19 protein-coding genes and 1 tRNA gene are annotated in these 17,715 nt (G+C 71.6%); 11 read left to right on the top strand and 9 right to left on the bottom strand.

What is annotated here, in order from left to right:
* Nucleotides 1-23: 23 nt before the first annotated feature.
* Nucleotides 24-920, top strand: a complete 897-nt coding sequence (locus tag ACFE7W_RS10335) for a LysR family transcriptional regulator (protein ID WP_375424680.1) — start codon at nucleotides 24-26, stop codon at nucleotides 918-920.
* A gap of 8 nt (nucleotides 921-928) precedes the next feature.
* Here the strand turns inward: ACFE7W_RS10335 and ACFE7W_RS10330 are convergent, their stop codons facing one another.
* Nucleotides 929-1,600 (bottom strand): TetR/AcrR family transcriptional regulator, encoded by a 672-nt coding sequence (locus tag ACFE7W_RS10330; RefSeq protein WP_375424679.1) that lies wholly within the window; start codon nucleotides 1,598-1,600, stop codon nucleotides 929-931.
* Nucleotides 1,601-1,704: 104 nt separating this feature from the next.
* Between ACFE7W_RS10330 and ACFE7W_RS10325 the strand changes: the two genes are divergently transcribed.
* Complete coding sequence (locus tag ACFE7W_RS10325; RefSeq protein ID WP_375424678.1) at nucleotides 1,705-3,093, top strand: MFS transporter; 1,389 nt, start codon at nucleotides 1,705-1,707, stop codon at nucleotides 3,091-3,093.
* Nucleotides 3,094-3,104: 11 nt separating this feature from the next.
* Here the strand turns inward: ACFE7W_RS10325 and ACFE7W_RS10320 are convergent, their stop codons facing one another.
* The 3 genes from ACFE7W_RS10320 to ACFE7W_RS10310 form a co-directional block, all read right to left on the bottom strand.
* The gene (locus ACFE7W_RS10320) at nucleotides 3,105-3,497 is read right to left on the bottom strand and encodes a type II toxin-antitoxin system VapC family toxin (RefSeq protein WP_375424677.1); all 393 of its coding nucleotides are present in this window, start codon (nucleotides 3,495-3,497) and stop codon (nucleotides 3,105-3,107) included.
* Nucleotides 3,485-3,748, bottom strand: a complete 264-nt coding sequence (locus tag ACFE7W_RS10315) for a hypothetical protein (protein ID WP_375424676.1) — start codon at nucleotides 3,746-3,748, stop codon at nucleotides 3,485-3,487. The genes ACFE7W_RS10320 and ACFE7W_RS10315 overlap by 13 nt, the downstream gene beginning before the upstream one ends.
* A gap of 186 nt (nucleotides 3,749-3,934) precedes the next feature.
* A tRNA-Gly gene (locus tag ACFE7W_RS10310) sits at nucleotides 3,935-4,008 on the bottom strand.
* 161 nt (nucleotides 4,009-4,169) lie between these two features.
* Between ACFE7W_RS10310 and ACFE7W_RS10305 the strand changes: the two genes are divergently transcribed.
* From ACFE7W_RS10305 to ACFE7W_RS10290, 4 genes are read left to right on the top strand one after another with little or no spacing between them, the layout of a single operon-like run.
* Nucleotides 4,170-4,850, top strand: coding sequence for a DUF1707 domain-containing protein (locus ACFE7W_RS10305; RefSeq protein WP_375424675.1), 681 nt, complete (start codon nucleotides 4,170-4,172; stop codon nucleotides 4,848-4,850).
* Nucleotides 4,851-4,870: 20 nt separating this feature from the next.
* On the top strand, nucleotides 4,871-5,362 hold the full coding sequence (locus ACFE7W_RS10300) for a PH domain-containing protein (RefSeq protein WP_375424674.1): 492 nt from the start codon (nucleotides 4,871-4,873) through the stop codon (nucleotides 5,360-5,362).
* Nucleotides 5,359-7,728: a PH domain-containing protein gene (locus ACFE7W_RS10295; RefSeq protein WP_375424673.1), complete on the top strand. Its 2,370-nt coding sequence runs from the start codon at nucleotides 5,359-5,361 to the stop codon at nucleotides 7,726-7,728. Before ACFE7W_RS10300 ends, ACFE7W_RS10295 begins: the two co-directional genes overlap by 4 nt.
* A gap of 59 nt (nucleotides 7,729-7,787) precedes the next feature.
* Nucleotides 7,788-8,222: a hypothetical protein gene (locus ACFE7W_RS10290; RefSeq protein ID WP_375424672.1), complete on the top strand. Its 435-nt coding sequence runs from the start codon at nucleotides 7,788-7,790 to the stop codon at nucleotides 8,220-8,222.
* A gap of 11 nt (nucleotides 8,223-8,233) precedes the next feature.
* Here the strand turns inward: ACFE7W_RS10290 and ACFE7W_RS10285 are convergent, their stop codons facing one another.
* Nucleotides 8,234-8,698: an SRPBCC family protein gene (locus ACFE7W_RS10285; RefSeq protein ID WP_375424671.1), complete on the bottom strand. Its 465-nt coding sequence runs from the start codon at nucleotides 8,696-8,698 to the stop codon at nucleotides 8,234-8,236.
* A 61-nt stretch (nucleotides 8,699-8,759) separates the two neighbouring features.
* Here ACFE7W_RS10285 and ppgK point away from each other — a divergent pair, with 61 nt between their 5' ends.
* Complete coding sequence (gene ppgK, locus ACFE7W_RS10280; protein WP_375424670.1) at nucleotides 8,760-9,554, top strand: polyphosphate--glucose phosphotransferase; 795 nt, start codon at nucleotides 8,760-8,762, stop codon at nucleotides 9,552-9,554.
* A 13-nt stretch (nucleotides 9,555-9,567) separates the two neighbouring features.
* Here ppgK and argS read toward each other — a convergent pair whose 3' ends face one another.
* Nucleotides 9,568-11,205, bottom strand: a complete 1,638-nt coding sequence (argS, locus tag ACFE7W_RS10275; RefSeq protein ID WP_375424669.1) for an arginine--tRNA ligase — start codon at nucleotides 11,203-11,205, stop codon at nucleotides 9,568-9,570.
* Between the two features lie 45 nt (nucleotides 11,206-11,250).
* Between argS and ACFE7W_RS10270 the strand changes: the two genes are divergently transcribed.
* Complete coding sequence (locus tag ACFE7W_RS10270) at nucleotides 11,251-13,176, top strand: glycogen debranching N-terminal domain-containing protein (RefSeq protein WP_375424668.1); 1,926 nt, start codon at nucleotides 11,251-11,253, stop codon at nucleotides 13,174-13,176.
* Nucleotides 13,177-13,197: 21 nt separating this feature from the next.
* Nucleotides 13,198-13,566, top strand: coding sequence for a nuclear transport factor 2 family protein (locus ACFE7W_RS10265; RefSeq protein ID WP_375424667.1), 369 nt, complete (start codon nucleotides 13,198-13,200; stop codon nucleotides 13,564-13,566).
* A gap of 7 nt (nucleotides 13,567-13,573) precedes the next feature.
* Here the strand turns inward: ACFE7W_RS10265 and ACFE7W_RS10260 are convergent, their stop codons facing one another.
* Together ACFE7W_RS10260 and ACFE7W_RS10255 are read right to left on the bottom strand one after the other, a co-directional pair.
* A complete protein-coding gene (locus ACFE7W_RS10260) occupies nucleotides 13,574-14,365 on the bottom strand; it encodes an Fpg/Nei family DNA glycosylase (protein ID WP_375424666.1) in 792 nt (263 codons plus the stop codon).
* 10 nt (nucleotides 14,366-14,375) lie between these two features.
* On the bottom strand, nucleotides 14,376-15,287 hold the full coding sequence (locus ACFE7W_RS10255) for a DNA-3-methyladenine glycosylase family protein (protein ID WP_375424665.1): 912 nt from the start codon (nucleotides 15,285-15,287) through the stop codon (nucleotides 14,376-14,378).
* 65 nt (nucleotides 15,288-15,352) lie between these two features.
* Here ACFE7W_RS10255 and ACFE7W_RS10250 point away from each other — a divergent pair, with 65 nt between their 5' ends.
* Complete coding sequence (locus ACFE7W_RS10250; protein ID WP_375424664.1) at nucleotides 15,353-15,979, top strand: vancomycin high temperature exclusion protein; 627 nt, start codon at nucleotides 15,353-15,355, stop codon at nucleotides 15,977-15,979.
* 43 nt (nucleotides 15,980-16,022) lie between these two features.
* On the top strand, nucleotides 16,023-16,655 hold the full coding sequence (locus ACFE7W_RS10245) for a hypothetical protein (RefSeq protein WP_375424663.1): 633 nt from the start codon (nucleotides 16,023-16,025) through the stop codon (nucleotides 16,653-16,655).
* Between the two features lie 55 nt (nucleotides 16,656-16,710).
* Here ACFE7W_RS10245 and ACFE7W_RS10240 read toward each other — a convergent pair whose 3' ends face one another.
* Nucleotides 16,711-17,592 carry a hypothetical protein gene (locus ACFE7W_RS10240; RefSeq protein ID WP_375424662.1) on the bottom strand — a complete coding sequence of 294 codons (882 nt, stop codon included), beginning with the start codon at nucleotides 17,590-17,592 and terminating at the stop codon, nucleotides 16,711-16,713.
* Between the last annotated feature and the right edge of the window lie 123 nt (nucleotides 17,593-17,715).

The following is a 17,715-nucleotide window of genomic DNA, read 5'->3' as shown; positions in this document are numbered from 1 at the left end:
TTCACACTTGTAGATTTACCTGTATGCATCCAGATTTGAACCTGCTGGTGGCGCTCGACGTCCTGCTCGAGGAGGAGAGCGTCCAAGCAGCCGCCGACCAGCTGCACCTCTCCAGCCCCGCGATGAGCCGGACCCTCGGTCGTCTCCGCGCCCTCACCCGGGACGAGATCCTGGTGAGAACCGGCCGGACGATGACCCCGACGCCCTACGCCTCGGCGGTCCGCGACCAGGTGCACCAGCTCGTGCAGCAGGCGCGCAGCGTGCTGAGGCCACATCACGACCTGGACCTCCTCACCCTCGAGCGCACCTTCTCCCTGCAGTGTCACGACGCCATCACCTCCGTGCTGGCACCAACCTTGCTCGCGATGACGCGCGCCGCCGCCCCGGGTGTCACGCTGCGCTTCCTCGCCGAACCCGCCGCCGACAACGGCGACCTGCGGCGAGGACGGGTCGACCTCACTCTCGGCTCGACCACACCGGACCAACCCGACACCAGGCACGAGAACCTCGGACAGGGCCGGCTCGTCGTCGCGCTCCGAGCCGGTCACCCCCTTCAGACCGACCAGCTGGACCTGGCTCGGTACGCCGCCGCCGACCACGTGCTGGTCTCTCGGCGCGGCCGGCTCTCCGACCCCATCGACACCGCTCTCGCCGAGCACGGTCTCCGACGACGGGTCATCGCGTCGGCGCCGAGCACGGCGGTCGCGATCGACATCGTCCGTGGCTCGGATGCGGTCGTCGCTGTTCCCGAGCTCATCTGCCGGACCCTGACGACCCGGGCCGACATCCGCTACGTGCCCCTGCCGCTCGACCTGGAACCGGTCCCGGTCATCCTCGCGTGGCACCAACGCCACGAGAACGACCCTGCCCACACCTGGCTGCGCGACCAGGTCCGTCGGGCGGCCCCCGCGGGGCCGTGACCTGAGGCTCAGCCGCGTGCCACCGTGGGGGTGGCGGGTCCCATCACGACGTGGGTCTGGTCGCTGGTCAACGCGGCGACGGGCAGCGCGCTGCGAGGTCCGGTGCGAAGCCCGTCGAGCAGGAGGTGGAGGTAGCGCCGGTACAGGTCGGGCTGCGCGTTCCGCGAGCGGGCCATGATGGCGTTCAGGCCGACTTGGATGAAGGTCAGGTCGGTGCCCTCGACGTCGGGCCGCAACGCGCCGCCCTCTCGGGCACGGGCGATGATGGCCCGGTTCTTGGGAGCCATGACCTCACGGTTCCAGTCGTGCTGTCCCACGCTCACCCGATCGCCGCTGACGATCTGCGCCAGAGACCTGTCGCGCAGCTGCAGGGCCAACGACTGCTCGAGATAGTCCACCAGCCCGCGCCAGGGGTCGGGGTCCTCGAGAGCGGCGTCGGCGAGGGCGGCGAGCTCAGCCGTCTGCTCGGCGAAGATGGCGTTGAGCAGCTCACCCTTGTTCGCGAACCGACGGTAGGCGGTGCCGACGCCGAGACCGGCGTGTCGAGCGATGTCGTCGAGGGTGACCTCAAATCCTTGCTCGGCCAACAGCTCGCGCGCCGCGGCCAGCAACCGCTTCCGGTTCTGCGCAGCGTCTTGACGCAGGGCTCGCGGGCTCGTTGCTTCTGCGACGTCAGCCATCGCCTCAGCCTAGCCGATACGGAGATCTGATCTCCACTTTAGTGCTACAGTTTATCCGGAGAGACTAACTCCGCTTATTGATGCCATCGAGGTGACAGGACGCCATGTCAGCCAACACCGAGGACCGGCCGGCCCTTCCCCACGTCGGTCTGCCCAACGGCCCGCACGCGGGGATCGTGATCGCGGTCGCCTCGATGGGCTTCTTCCTGATCACGCTGGACATCTCGATCGTGAACGTCGCTCTGGCCGCGATCCGCGCCGAGCTGGGCGGCGGCACGGTGGGACAGCAGTGGATCATCGACGGCTACACGTTGCTGTTCGCCGGACTGTTGCTGTTCGCCGGCAACCTGACCGACCGGATCGGCGCCAAGCAGGCGATGGCGCTCGGCATCGCGGCCTTCGCCGTCACGTCGGCGGCCTGCGCCTTCGCGCCGAGCGCCACGTCGCTGATCGTGGCTCGATGCGCCCAAGGGGCCGGCGCGGCCGTCATGCTGCCGGCGTCGATGGCTCTGGTCCGTGAAGCCTTCCCCGACCCGGCGCGCCGCGCCCGGGCACTCGGCGTGTGGGCCGTCGGGGGTGCCGTGGCCGGCCTGGTCGGTCAGCCGTTGGGTGGGCTGCTGACCACCCACGACTGGCGCTGGGTGTTCACGATCAACCTCCCGGTCTGCGTCGGCATGCTCGGCTTGCTCATCGCGGTCGCAACCTCACCGACGCGGCCGGCGCCGTTCGACTGGCCCGGGCAGATCCTCGCCATCGCCGGTCTCTCCACCCTGGTCTACGGACTCATCGACGGTGGCCACGTGGGGTTCGGCTCCCCCGTCGTCGTTTCCACCCTCACGATCGCGGCCTGCTCCCTGGTCGGGTTCGTGCTGGTGCAGGCCCGCGTCCGCGACCCGATGATGCCCTTGGAGCTGTTCCGCGGCCACGGGTTCCGGATCGCGCTGCCGATCGGGTTCGCCTTCATGGTCGGCAACTACGGCAACGTCTTCGTCGTCAGCCTCTTCCTCCAGCAGCAGTTGGGCCTCTCACCCCTGCACGCCGGTCTGGTGTTCCTGCCCTCGGCGTTCTTCGCCATCGCCGCCAACCTGGCCAGCGGACCGGTCACCAACCGCTTCGGCGCCCGTCTCCCCGTCCTCGTCGGCCTGTCGACGATGGCTGCCGGCCTCGTCGCGCTCCTGATCACCGTGCCCCTGGGCCACCCCGTCCTGGTGGCCGCCTGCGTCATCCCGGTCGGCGCCGGCGGCGCCCTGGCCATGCCGTCGGTCACCTCCGTCGTCCTCGAAGGTGTGCCCGGCCACCAAGCCGGCGCCGCGAGCGCGGTGTTCAACACCTTCCGCCAGGTGGGCGGAGCTGTGGCCATCGCCGTCTTCGGCGCTCTCATCGCCGACCCCGACCACGTCGTCTTGGGGGTCAGGCTGAGCCTCGGCATCGCCGCCGCCTTGCTGACCCTCGCGGCGCTCAGCAGCCTTCGGATCCGACCGCGCAGCTCGTGATCACCGGCTGATCAGCCGGGTGCCGCGAGCCCCAGCTCCACGGCGGCGCGGTGAAGCCGGTCGTCGAAGGTCGCGACATACCCCCCGACCGTCCGCGCGGCGAGGATGACGCAGCAGTCGGGCAACCGCAGCTGCGTCCGTACCCTGAGCTCGGCGAGCTCCCGGGGCGCGTCGGCCTCGAGTGGGATTGTCCTGACGCCGAGCTCTCGTACCGCACTCTCGGCCAGGTCGGCGCGTCCGGTGCGGGCGGGTCCGACCAACACCTCCGCGAGAGTCAGGGGGCTCGTCGCGAGGACGTCGTCGACGGCGTCGAGCATCAGCGCGGTGGCTCTTGCGTGGTGCACGTCGTGCGCATCGAGGTGGGCGATGAGGACGCTGGCGTCGAGCACGATCACGCCGGCCACTCACGGCGCAGGGACTCGAGGTAGCCGGGCTCGTACGCACCGGTCAATAGACCACCCGTTCGCTCGATCGCTGCCCGCCGTGAGACGGCGCTCTCCGAAGCTGGTCCGAGCGCGTCGTGACCCTCCTCCGCGAGACGAACCAGGAGTTTGGCCCGGCTCTTCTCCTCTGGCCAGCGTCGGGCCGCGTCGTCGAGGGCCGCCTTCAGGCGGTCGGACTCAGTGATCAGGTAGCGCTGTCGAGTCGTGGGCACCTGGCGAGTATATCTCTCCAGGGCTGGTGATACACCTGTCAAACTCCGGGGATGAACTACCTCAAACGGGACTCGACGACCCGATCGATCGAGGAGTGAACCGAGGCCTGTGGAAAGGTTTCGTCCAGACGCTCCCAGGACCGACCGAACACCGGCCATCGTGCTGACCAGGAGTGATGAACTGGATGGAGCGGACGACGGGAATCGAACCCGCATTCTCAGCTTGGGAAGCTGATGTACTGCCATTGTACGACATCCGCATGCGGCGAACCGCGTCCGAAAGTGTAGCCCACCGGCGCCCTCGACCCGCCCGTCCGAGTCCCGACGAGAGCGTCAGGGTTACCCCTGAGGACACCCCGCGTCCCCCGGAAGGTGACCGTTCCCCCTCGCCAGGGGGCGCCGACGGTCCTAGCGTGAGGCCATGACCGAGAGCATCCTCGAACCTGCCGGCGTCGGACCCGTGGCGGGGGGTCATCTCCGAGCCTCCGACAGCGACCGCGAGCAGGTCTCGACGGTCCTCAGCACCGCGTACGCGGAGGGCCGGCTGACGCGCGAGGAGCACGACGAGCGGCTGGACGCGCTGCTCGCGGCCAAGACGTTCGACGACCTGGTGGGGCTGACCCGGGACCTCGTGGGACCGCCCCTGCCGACCGCGGCTCCCGCAGTCGCCGGTCCGAAGCTCGACACCGTCGCGGCGAGCGAGGAGACCGACAGGATGGTGGCGGTCTTCTCCGGAACCGAGCGCAAGGGCACCTGGCGGGTCCGCCGCCGGATCGAGTCGTACGCGCTCTTCGGCGGCATCGACCTCGACATGCGGGAGGCGACGTTCGAGAGCCCGGTCACCGAGATCAGCGGCTTCTGGTGCTTCGGCGGCCTCGACATCAAGGTGCCCGCCGGCGTGGAGGTCCGGGACCAGACGATGGGCATCTTCGGCGGCAGTGACGTCAAGAACGTCGGGGAGCCCCAACCCGGGGCGCCCGTGCTGGTGATCAAGGGCATGGCCCTCTTCGGCGGCGTGTCGGTCAAAGGCCCCCGACCGGCTCGCCGTTGGGGCGCCAACGCGGCGCTCGGACGTCGCGCCGACCACAGGCACCACCACTAGACCCGTAGCCTGGGGGCGTCATGGACGACCTCTTCGCGCCCCCCGGCTACGACTGGCAGCGCCTCTCCCCCCGGTACCGGTCGCTCCGCCGGCTCACCACCGTGCTCGTCGCCCCGATTCTCTTCACCGTCCCGGCCCTGGTCCTCGGCCTCGCCTTCGGCCTCTGGTGGGTGGCGCTGCTGCTCTGGGCGATCGCGGCGGTCATCGTCGTGATCCGTTACCTGCTGGTCGGACGCACCTGGCGCAGCTGGGGCTATGTCGAGCGCGACGACGACCTCTACATCACCCACGGTGTGCTCTTCCGCACCCTGGTCGCCGTCCCGTACGGGCGGATGCAGCTGGTGGAGGTCGAGTCAGGGCCGCTGGAACGGGCCTTCGGGCTGGCCAGCGTCACCCTGAAGACCGCGAGCCCCGACACCGGCGCCACGATCCCCGGCCTCCCGCCCGAGGAGGCCGCCCGGCTCCGCGACCGCCTGACCGAGCGAGGCGAGGCCCAGGCCTCCGGGCTATGAGCCTGCCACCCCCACCGTCGACGCCGCCGCCCTCAGCGGAGCTGGCACCTCCCGTTCCGGGGGCGCCCCTCGTCAAGCAGACCGAACGCCCGCACCCGTTCAGCCCGTTCGTCCGCGGCTGGATCGTCTTCGTGGCCCTGGTCCTGACGTGGGGTCGCCAGCTCATCCCGGACGGCGGCGACGACCGCTTCTCGGCCGGCGACCTGGTGGGCTTCGCCCCGTTCCTCGGCGGCTTCCTGCTGCTGGCGGCCGCCGTCGGCTTCGTGAGCTGGTACTTCACCCGCTTCGTGATCGACGCCGATGAGCTGCGGCTGGAGACCGGGGCGGTGTTCAAGAGCTCCAAGCGGGTGCGCTTCGACCGGATCCAGTCCGTCGACATCGTCCAGCCCTTCGCCGCCCGACTGCTGGGCCTGGCCGAGCTGCGGATCGAGGTGGGAGCCGGGGACAGCTCACTGCGGCTGCGCTACCTGACCCGAGCCCGGGCCACCGCCGTCCGGGAGTACCTGCTGGCCCGCGCCTCCGGTCGCCGGCACGAGCTGGACGACCCCGAGCTCAACCAGCCGACCAGCGCGTTCACCGACCGCGGCGCCGCCGACCGGCCGCTCGTCGTCGTCTCGCCGAGGCGCCTCGTGCTCAGCTTCCTCGTCTCCACCGAGTGGCTGATGTCGGCGGGCACGACCGTGGTCCTGCTCGTCGTGAGCTCGATCTTCGACGTCGTGACCTACGCCTTGCCGGGCCTGGTCCCGCTGCTGATCAGCGCGGTGACGGTGGTGGGCCGGCGGGTCCTCCAGATGTACAACTTCACTCTGTCCACGTCTCCGCGCGGCCTCCGCGTGACCCGCGGCCTGACCAACCTGACCAGCCAGTCCGTCCCGGTGGACCGGATCCAGGGCGTCAAGATCAGCCAACCGTTGCTGTGGCGGCCGTTCGGCTGGCACCGGGTGGACGTCGACATCGTCGGTTACGCAGGAGGCGACAGCGAGAACAACGAGCGCGGCGCCACCAGCGTGCTGCTGCCGGTGGCCTCGGCCGGCGACGTCTCGCTGGCCCTCGAGCAGGTGCTGCCCGGCATCGACCTGAGCGCGATCGAACTGCACCCCGTCCCGCGCCGGGCCCGCTGGATCCGCTGGTTCGACTGGTGGACGCTGCGTTACGGCTGGGACGAGCAGGCGCTGGTCACCGAGCACGGTTGGATGACCCACGTCCGCGACGTCCTGCCGCACGCCAAGACGCAGTCGGTGCGGATCGAGGAGGGGCCGCTGCAGCGCCGGCTGCGCCTCGCCGACGTGCACGTCGACACCCCCCGCGGCCCGGTCGTCGTGGTGGCCCACCACCTCGACGCCGCCACCGCCCGCGAGCTGGCGCTGAGCCAGCTCGACCGGGCGCGGGCCGCTCGACAGGCGGACCGGGAGCGGCGGGCGGTCGCGTCGGCGCCCGACCCGCGGGCTGCCGAAGACGCGCTCCTGCGCTCCTTCGCGACCGACCGGGGCCAGCTGCTCGGCGCGGGGTCGGAGACCGAGGTGTTCGCGCTGCCGGACGGCCGGCACGTGCTGCGGCTCTACCGCGCGGGACACGAGGCACCCGCGGCCGTCGCCGGCCAGCTACACGACCTGTACGAGGGCTGGCGCGGCGTGGACATCGGGATCGAGGTGCCGCTGGTGCTGGAGGTCGGTGAGCGGTCCGGCCGCGCCTTCACCGTCGACCGGCGATTCTCGGGCCGGAGCTTCTCCGGCTGGCTGGAGACGGCCTCACCGGAGCAGCGGCGCCCGGCCCTGGCGACCTACCTCGACGCCACCACGGCGGTCTCCCGGCTGCCGATGCGGCTGCCCGGCTTCGCCCGGCTGGTCGGAGCGGAGGGTCCGCGCGCGTACGGGAGCCTGCCCGAGCTGGCGAACGCCATGCTCGCCGGCCCGACCGCCCGCAGCCGGGACGCCCTGGAGCGCGACCTGCCCGAGGTGGCCGAGATCTGGGACCGGCTGCAGGCGGACCTGGCGGACCGCGAGGTGGCACCCGTGGTCGTGCACGGCGACATCTGCCCGCCCAACGCCTACGTCAGCCTCGGTCCCGCCGGCCCGGTGGTGACAGGCCTCGGAGACTTCAGCCCGCACACCATGCAGGCCGACCCGCTGATGGACCTCAGCCTGGCCGTCGCCTGCATCGAGCTCGAGGCCTACCCGGGGGCGGCCGACGACGCGGCGTGGCTGGAACAGGTCGTCCTGCAGCGCCACGGCTCCGCACCGGTCGCCGACGGTGAGCTGGCCCGCTGGCTGGACGTCTACCGGCGCTTCTACGGCTTCTACTTCTCCGACGCCTGCCTCGACCAGCCGCTGCTCTACGCCTGGTGCCTGCGCCAGCTGCGCCGATGACCGCTCCAGGAGTTGTGTCGGCCGCCTGGTGAACCGATAGTGGTTTCCCAGGAGGCGAGATGGATCTGCGAGCGCTCGAACTCGGGCCGTTGTGGGTGCTGAGCGCCCTGTCCGGCACCGGCAACCGCTTTGACGCGCGCGAGCTGAGCGCCTTCTGGGACGCGCTCGTGGCGGTGGCGCTGCGCACCCCCGAGCCCGCGCGTGGGCTGCTCACGTCGCTCACCGACGACCGCACGGGTCTGCTGCTGGCCTTCGAGCTGGACGACCGTCCGCTCGTCTCGGGCTTCGCCGCCGTCGTCCGGGCCCTCGCGTCGCTCGAACCGGCCGTGGCCGAGGACTACCGCATCGCCCTGCTGCGGATCGGCACGAGCCTGGGCCGCTCGCGTGGACCCTACGGGGAACGCATCAGCGCGAGTGACACCCAGCTCCTGCTCCTGGTGGCCGAGCTGCTGGAGATCCGCAGCGCCCGGCTGAGCGACGACCAGCTGGTCTGAGCCCTCAGCCCTCAGCCCGCGGGCCGGTCCGTGTCGCGCCGCCGGGCCCAGTCCTCCAGTCGGATCAGGGTCTGCTCGATCGCCCGTTGGTTGCGGCTCGACGCCCGGAGCAGCCTGAGCACGACCGGGGCGTGGGAGGGTCCGGCGTCGAACTGCTCGGTCACCTCGGTACTGGTCGGGTCGACGGGCACGAGCAGGTAGCGCCAGACGTGGCCGCCGAAGTGCCGCCACGCGATCCGCCGGCCCTCCTCGAACTCGACCACCTCGTTCAGGATCTTGTACGGCACGCCCCAGCGCATCTCCATCCCGAACCGCGAGCCGGCCGACAGCCGCTCAGGCGTGCGCTCCTGCACCCCGCGGACCTGGCCGGAGCCGTCGATCAGCGCGTGCTGCCGCGGGGAGGCGAGCAGCTCGAAGATGTCGGTGGCAGCCGCCGGGATGAGCCGGCTCGCCTCGGCGCTCGGCGCGGTCAGCATGCTCGCCAGTGTGCCAGCCACCGCCCTCCCGGTGAGGGACGGTTGTCGATAGGGTCGAGCCATGACTGACCAACCCGTGCACAGTGCTCCCGTCCTCGGCATCGACATCGGTGGCAGCGGTATCAAGGGCGCGCCGGTCGACCTCATGACCGGTGAGTTCGTGGGCAAGCGGCTGCGGATCGCCACCCCCGAGAAGTCGACGCCCGAGAACGTGGCCAAGGTCGTCGGCGACATCGTCGACCACTTCAAGGACGCGATCGACGCGAACGGTCCGATCGGGGTCACCATCCCCGCGGTCGTGACCCACGGTCAGACCCGGTCGGCGGCGAACATCGACAAGTCCTGGATCGACGCCGAAGCGGAGAAGATCTTCGAGGACCACCTGGGCCGCGACATCTACCTGGTCAACGACGCCGACGCCGCCGGCGTGGCCGAGGTCAAGTACGGCGCGGCCAAGGACCACCCCGGACTCGTGCTCCTGACGACGCTCGGCACCGGCATCGGCTCGGCCCTGGTCTACCGAGGCGTCCTGATCCCCAACACCGAGTTCGGGCACCTGGAGATCGACGGCCACGACGCCGAGTCGCGCGCCGCCTCCAGCGTCAAGGACAAGGAGGGGCTGTCCTACAGCCAGTGGGCCAAGCGGCTGCAGCGCTACTACGAGCGCGTCGAGGCGCTGCTCTGGCCGGACCTGATCGTGGTCGGTGGCGGCGTCAGCAAGGACGCGGACAAGTTCCTGTCCAAGATCGACGTGCACGCCGAGCTGGTCCCCGCCAAGCTGCTGAACACTGCCGGCATCGTCGGCGCCGCCTGGCTGGCCAACGACCGCCGGCTGCACCCGGACCTGCTCAAGTAGCCCCGGCGGCGGGTCACATCCGGTCGAGGGCCTCGATGCCGAGCAGCCCGAGGCCGGTGGCGAGCACCTTCTTGGTCGCGGCGCAGAGCGCGAGCCGGGAGTCCCGGACCTCGCCGTCGGACTTCAGCACCGGGCACTCCTCGTAGAAGGTCGAAAGCCCGCTGGCCAGGTCGTACAGGTAGGTGCAGAGCTTGTGCGGCTGCAGGGACTCGGCCACCTCGGCGACGACCTCGCCGAACCGGGACAACAGCAGGGCCAGCTGCTGCTCGGCGGGCTCGCCGAGCACGCTGACCTGCGTCTGGGCGCTGAGCCCCTCGGACTCGGCCTTGCGCAGCACCTGAGCCATCCGAGCGTGGGCGTACTGCAGGTACGGTCCGGTGTTGCCGGTGGTCTGCACCATCCGGTCGACGTCGAACACGTAGTCCTTGTTCAGCCCGGTCGAGAGGTCCGCGTACTTGATCGCGGCCAGCGCGACCGGCGGGGCGGCCTGGGCTTCTGCGGCCTCCAGCAGCGAGGTCAGGGTTACCGCGGTGCCCTCGCGGGTGGAGAACTTCCTGCCGTCCGGGCCCAGCACCTGGCCGAACGCGACGTGCTCGGCGGCAACCCCCTCGGGCAGCCAGCCGGCGAGGCGGGCCACCGCGAAGACCTGCTCGAAGTGGAACGTCTGCGGCGTCCCGACCACGTAGATCAGCCGGTCGGCGGTCAGGTCACGAACCCGGTGCCGGATGGCCGCCAGGTCGGTCGTGGAGTAGCCGTACCCGCCGTCCCGCTTGCGGACGATCATCGGTGAGTTGAAGCCCTCGACGAAGACGCAGAGCGCTCCGTCGTCCACGACCGCGGTGCCGGAGGACTCCAGGTCGGCGACCACGGCGGGCAGGTCGTCGTTGTACATCGACTCCCCCGCCAGGTCGTCGTCGGTGAGCAGCACGTTCAGCCGGGCATACACGGCGTTGAAGCCGACGAGGGAGATCTCGATCAGCTGCCGCCAGGTGGCCCGGGTCTCCGGGTCGCCGGACTGCAGGGCCACCACGCGGCGGCGGGCGGCCGCGGCAAAGTCCTCGTCCGCCTTGAAGTGTGCGTTGGCCCGCTGGTAGAGCTGCTCGGCCGCGACCAGGTCGAGGCTGGAGACGTCGATCTCGTCCTCCAGGATCTGCTCGACGAGCAGCCCGAACTGGGTGCCCCAGTCCCCTATGTGGTTCTGGGCGATGACCCGGTGCCCGACGGCGGTCAGGACTCGATTCAGGCAGTCGCCGATGATCGTTGCGCGCAGGTGCCCGACGTGCATCTGCTTGGCCACGTTCGGTGAGGAGTAGTCGACCACGACCACCTGAGCGTGGGCGGTGGCCACGATGCCTGCGGCGGGGTCGGCCAGCTGACCGGTCACCGAAGCAGCCAGGACTGAGGACCTGAGCCGCAGGTTGAGGAAGCCAGGGCCGGCGATCTCGGGGGTCTCGCACAGGTCGTCCAGCTCGAGCCGCTCCACGATCGACGCCGCCACCTCGCGCGGCGGACGACCCTCACTCTTAGCCAGGCGCAGCGCCACGTTGGACTGGAAGTGACCGAACTGCAGCTTGGTGGCCGGCCGCAGCTCGGGGTCGATCCCGGCGACGGCTTCGATCCGGGAGCTCAGCAGAGAGGGTAGGGAGGGCACGACAAGGAAGTATCCCACCTCGCCGCGGACTGGCAGGATGAGCCGGTGCCTCAGCCCCGGCAGCCTTTCCTGCACGACCTGGTCACCGTCTTCGCTGCGCCCACCCAGGTGCTGTCCGCGCGGGACGGAGCCATCGACGCCACCGCCGCGACAGGCGGTACCGGACCCAGCGCCGAGGGCGTCCTGCACGCCGACGTCCGCGTGCTGAGCCGGGCGACGGTGACCGTCGACGGACTGCCGGGCGAGCACATCGCCACCCGCGTCTCCGGCCGCGAAGCCACCTTCACCTGGCTGCTCCGGCACGTCGGAGCCGGCCGCGGAGCCTCCCCCGACCCGCAGGTCCGGCTGGACCGCGTCCGGCGGGTGCAGCCCGCGACGATCGAGGAGCGCTACGAGCTGAGCTCGGTCTTGGACGTACCGGTCACCGTCGAGGTCGAGGTGACCCTCGCCGCCGACCTGGCCGGCGTCGAGGGCATCAAGGTCGGGGAGCCTTCCGTGCCCCGGCCGTTCCCTGTCGATCCGACGGGCGAGGGGCTGGTCTGGGGCGACGACACCTCGACGGCCACCCTGAGCGCGCCGGGCGCGGAGCTGTCGCTCACCCCCGGCCGGACCGGCGCGACCGTCCGCTGGCGCGTGACCGTTCCGGCCAGCGGCCGGGCTGTCGTGAGCTGGACGTTGCTGCTGCAGGACGCCGGAGCCGCCGTGGTGGCCGCGCCGCCTGCGCCGAGCATCGCGTACGAGACCCTCGCCCCCGACGCCGACCGGCGGCTGAGGCCCTGGCTGGAACGGTCGCTGGCGGACCTGGAGAGCCTGCGGATGGCCCGCCCCGACGCCACGGACGACGTCTTCTTCGCCGCCGGCGCGCCCTGGTACCTGACCCTGTTCGGCCGGGACAGCATCTGGGCGGCACGGATGCTGCTGCCGCTGGACCTCGGGCCGGCGCGGGGAACGCTGCGCGCGCTGGCCGCGCTGCAGGGCACCCGGACCGACGACGAGCTGGCCGAGCAGCCCGGCAAGATCATGCACGAGCTGCGCCGCTCGGCCTTCGCGATGGGCACGATGAGCCTGCCGCCGCTCTACTACGGCACCATTGACGCCACCCCGTTGTGGGTCTGCCTGCTGCACGACGCCTGGCGGGCCGGGCTGCCCGAGGTCGAGGTCGCCGAGCTGCTGCCGCACCTGGAACGGGCGCTGAGCTGGCTCACGACCAGCTTCGACGCCGACGGGGACGGCTTCGGTGAGTACCTCGACGTCACCGGGCACGGCCTCGCCAACCAGGGCTGGAAGGACTCCGCCGACTCGGTCCGGTTCGCCGACGGGACGGTTGCGGTCGGTCCGGTCGCGCTGTGCGAGGTCCAGGGGTACGCCTACGAGGCCGCGACGTCCGGAGCGGACCTGCTGGACGCGTACGGCCGGCCCGGCGCCGAACGGCTCCGGGACTGGGCGGGCCAGCTGGCGAGCAGGTTTCGCGAGTCGTTCTGGTGCGGCACCGGGGAGGGCCGCTACCCCGCCCTGGCCCTGGACGGTGACAAGCGCCGCGTCGACTCCCTGACCAGCAACATCGGGCACCTGCTCGGCACCGGCCTGCTGGACGCGGAGGAGGAGCGGCTGGTCGCGGAGCGGGTCGCCAGCGCGGCCCTGGACTCGGGCCTCGGACTGCGCACCATGGCAGCGACCGACGGCGGATACTCCCCCCTCAGCTACCACTGCGGCTCGGTGTGGCCGCACGACACCGCCATCGTGGTCGCCGGCCTGGTCCGGGCCGGGCTGGCCGGGTACGCGGACGGGTTGGTCGAGGGACTGCTGCGGGCCTCGGTCGCGTTCGAGGCTCGGCTGCCCGAGCTGTGGAGCGGTGAGGGCGAGCCCGTCCCCTACCCGGCCAGCTGCCGTCCCCAGGCGTGGTCCGCTGCCGCGGCCGTCGTGGTCGCCCGGGCGCTGGCCGAGGGGCAACCCCTGCTGAGCCGTGGCTGAGACGTCCCTCTAGGCTGCAGCATGGCCGATCCCGTACACCGTTACTACGCCGCGCTCGAAGCCCGGAACTGGGACGAGGTCGAGGCCCTGCTGGCCCCTGACTTCGTCTACGAGCTGCCGCAGAGCCACGAACGTGTTCACGGGCGCGAGAACTACCTGCGGTTCAACCAGGACTATCCCGGCGAGTGGCACCTGGCGGTCGACCGCGTGATCGCCGACGGTGACCGGGAGGCCGCCGTCCGGCTGACCGTCACCTACGAGGGCGAGCCGATGGACAACCTGTCGCTGCTCACCTTCGACGACCAGCAGCGGATCACCCGGATGGTCGACTTCTGGCCCGAACCCAGCGAGCGCCCGTCCGGTCGTCCCGACTACGTCGAGCGGGACTGACGCCCGCTCAGGGGACGGTGGGCTGGCAGCGCGGGCACCAGTAGCTGCGGCGCTCCTGCCCCCGGGGCCCGAACTCCTCGGTGAGCACCGGCGTGCCGCAGCGTCGGCACGGCTGGCCGGGTCGTTCGAAGACGTAGCGGCTCCGGCCCGGCCGCAGGTCGCCCGTCGTCGACTGCTCGGTACGCCAGCGGTTCGCGTAGAGCAGCTGCTGGCCGCGCTGCAGCACCCGGCGGACGTTGCCGACCGAGCCCACCGGCGTCCGCGGGTGCAGACCCTGCAGGAACAGCAGCTCCGCGCGGTAGAGAGTGCCGATCCCGGCCAGGTTCCGCTGGTCCAGCAGGGCCTCGCCGATGCTCCGCTCCGGCTGCGCGCTGACGCGGCGGACCGCCTCGGCCAGGTCCCAGTCCGGGCCGAGCAGGTCCGGCCCGAGGTGGCCGACGACACTGTCCTCCTCGGCGGTCGGCAGCAGCTCGACCACCGGCAGCCGGTAGCCGACGGCGTCGTGCCGCGCGGTGGCGAGCACCGCGCGGATCTGGAATTCCTGCCCGCCGCTCCAGCGCCGGCCGCGCTCGAAGATGCGCCAGGTGCCCTCCATCCGAAAGTGCGTGTGCAGCGTGTAGCCGTTGTCGAAACGGAAGAGCTGGTGCTTGCCGCGGGAGGCGACCTCGCGCACGGTCACGCCGGTCAGGTCAGTCGTGGCCAGGCTGGGCACTCGGAGCTCGCAGCGGGTCAGCAGCTGACCGTGCAGCGCCTCGTCGAGCCGACGGCAGGACCGCCAGACCGTATCTCCCTCGGGCACCGGCCCATTGTCACCCGGCGAGCCGCCCGCCCAGGGCTCGGGCGCTGACCATCACCCACGTCCGGAACGGCCGCCAGCCCTCGGCCAGCGTCGTCAGCTCGTCCGGCGTGAGCTCGTGGTCGACCCCGTAGAGCTCCTCGACCGCGGATCGGGCGTGGCCCTCGAAGGCCAGCACGTCGGCGTGCCCGACGGCGCGGAGGACGATCAGCGAGCTGTAGAACGGCCCGATACCGGGCAGCCGCTGCAGCTCGCGCTCCGCCTCCGCCGGGTCGAGCGCTCGCAGCCGCTCCGCCCCGAGCTGTCTCCCCGTCGCCGCGCGCGCGATGGCGTGCAACCGCGGGACCCGGTCGGCCGGCAGGCCGGGCAGGGCCTCGACGGCCAGCAGCTGCGAGGGGGTGGGCAGAGCCGAGAGCGGCTGGCCGGCCAGCACGAACGGCGTCCCGTAGAGCTCGCACAGCCGGGTCCGCAGGGGGATGGCCTGGGTCCGCGAACGGCGCGCGCTCAGCACCGACCAGACCGCTGCCTCGTACGGGGAGTAGAACAGTGCCGGCCGGAAGCCCGGAGCGACGGCGTGCAGGCGGGCCAGCGCTGGGTCGGCGAGGCAGACCGCATCGAAGGCCGCCCCGTCGTGGTCGAGCGAGATCACCCGGGCCACCTGGCGGGCCACGTCGGCCAGCCGCTCACCGGACAGGACGGCCGCTCCCGGCGGCCCGTACACGGTGAGCTCGACCGACGCCTCGACCTGTCGGGCCTCGACGCCGACCTGGGTCTCGTGGTCGCCGTCCAGGCAGAAGGCCATCCGCATCACGCCGTCGAACGACCGCTCGTCGCGATGGCCGAACCCCATCAGCGCGACCTCGGCGAGGTCGTAGGGGCCGGTGACGTCGATCGACGTCGTCTGGGGATCCGCGGACAGGCTCATGGGTCCATCCTGATGCCCCCTACTGACAGTTCCCGGGTTGTCCACAGGGCTCGTACGCTCGGCTGATGAACCGGCCCGCGCGACTGCTGCTGACGGCCCTGCTCACCAACGGCGCCGGCGCGGCCGCCGCCGTCCTGGGCTCGGTGGCCTTCGTCCGGATCCGCGCGGCCGGCCACTGCTACGCCGAGGCCGACGTGCCGCCCGCCCCGGTCGGGCTGGTGCTGGGAGCGCAGGTCTATCCCGACGGGACGCCGTCGTCGTTCCTGGCCGCCCGCCTCGAGCTGGGCCGACGGCTGCTCGACGCCGGCACGGTCTCGACCCTGCTGCTCTCTGGCGACGGCCGTGCGCCCGAGTACGACGAGCCGGCTGCGATGTGCGCCTACCTCGTCGCCGCCGGGGTGCCGGCCGACCGGCTCGTCCTCGACCGGTGCGGCTACGACACCTATGACTCCTGCGTCCGCGCGCGACGGGTGTTCGGGGTGCAGCGCATCGTGGTGGTGACGCAGACCTACCACCTGCCCCGGGCGGTGGCCACGGCCCGCGCGGTGGGACTGGACGCCGCCGGGGTGGGCGACGCAGGCGTGAGCCGCACCAGCCCGGCCTGGCTGCACGGGCTGCTGCGGGACCAGCTGGCGTGCGTCAAGACGGTGATCGACCTCATCACGTCGCGACAGCCGGTGCTCGAGCGCTGAACCCCTTGCGCCGTTGTGTAATCATGTAATTACTGCAAGGACGATGAGGGAGAACGACATGTGGCACGGTATGGCGGGACCGCACGGTCCCCAGGACGAGGGCGGCGAGGCAACAGGACCCGGACGCGGCCGGCGAGGACCCCGCGGACGCGGCTTCGGTCGCCCGGGCGGCTGGCAGAACGTCGACTCACCGCCGGCGGACGACGCGCCGGCCTGGTTCGAGGGCCGGCTTCCGAAGGAGTGGTTCAGCGACCTGACGGTGACGGTCGACCGCGAGGAGATCATCGTCGTCGGGCGGTTGGCCGAGGACCCGGCCCCAGACCGCGCGACCGCTGAGGGACAGGTCTCCCGCTTCCGCGCCGAGAGCCGCGCGGCACGGATCGAGATCGCGGAGGAGGCCGAGGCCCGCTACGGCCGCAAGGTCTCCTGGGGGGCGCGGCTGGGTGAGGTCGACGCCCTGTTCACCCACATCTCCGTCCCGGTGATGACCCGCCTGCGTCAGCCCGAGCGACAGGTCCTCGACACCCTCGTGGACGCGGGCGTCGCCCGGTCCCGCTCGGAGGCCCTCTCCTGGGCGGTCAAGCTGGTGGGCGAACATGCCGACAGCTGGCTGGCCGACCTGCGGACGGCCATGGAGGAGGTCGACAAGCTCCGGTCCACCGGTCCCGAGCTCTGAGTCTCGGACAACCGCTGGGCGGCGACAGCAACAGAGCCTCTAAATCTGTCACCGCCTAGCGGTTCTGCCGCCCGTAGGAGGACTCGGCTACCAGCAGCCGCCAACGCGCGAGCCGCTCAGGGTCCCAGGTCCGGCCCAGCAGCGCGTCGACCGACGCGAGGATCGGACCCGCGCCGTGCAGAACCTCGGTTGCGGTGTAACCATGACGCTGCCAGCCGGTGTCGGTCAGCCGCCGGTCGCGGCTGAGGTCGCGACGGTGAGTCGCGGCGTCCCGGTGGACCTCACCGTCGTACTCATGGATTCGCCGAGTGCCGACCAGCCAGAGGTCGGCTCGGGCGACGAACCGGCCGCCGTCGTCGCGGATGACGTATTGAGGTTCGACCTCGATTCCCGCTGCCCGGTGGAGCACCCGCATGATCGACTCCCAGGGCGACTCGCTGCGCGCGTCGAGCTGCAGCAGCACCCTCCGCAGGGCAGGCGCACCTCGGCGGCGGGTCGCGGCCATGGCCCGGACCTCGTCGAGGGTGCAGGCACCACTCCGCAGCGCTGAGTCGGCCAACGGGACGAGGTCGAGCACCGCGAGCTCTGTCGCTGCCGCCAGGAGGGTCTCGGCCGCGGCCGCGACGGGGAGTCCGTATACGAGCTCCCGGTCGGGCCGGTCCTGCAACCGGAACACCCGTAGACCTCGGCGCTGCGGATGCGAGTCGCGTTCGCCAACGGCGATCTGCACGAGCGGTGCGGGCGTGGCTGGCAGCCACCACCCGCGCAAGGCCGCAGCCGTGAGCGAGGTGAAGACCGCGCCCTCGGGCAAGGCCAGCTGCCAGGCGCTGAGCCGGTCCACCAGGGCGACCTCGGGATCCGCACTGAGTACGTGCAGTCCGTAACCGACCGGCGTCCACCCCACTCCTCGCCGGCGCCCCCGCGCAACCTCGCTCACGTCCAGCAGTCTGGGCTCCGGGCCGGCCCCCGTCGCGGCCGCTCCGCACCTCTGTGGATAACTTTTCGGGAACCGCTGAGCGGTGACAGGTCGACGGCAGCTCGCGGTGTCGCCGCTCAGCGG

The organism is uncultured Friedmanniella sp. (genome assembly GCF_964244285.1).
Lineage (GTDB): Bacteria > Actinomycetota > Actinomycetes > Propionibacteriales > Propionibacteriaceae > Microlunatus.
The sequence above is the reverse complement of the archived record's forward strand: the minus strand, read 5'-3'. Positions and strand labels throughout refer to the sequence as shown.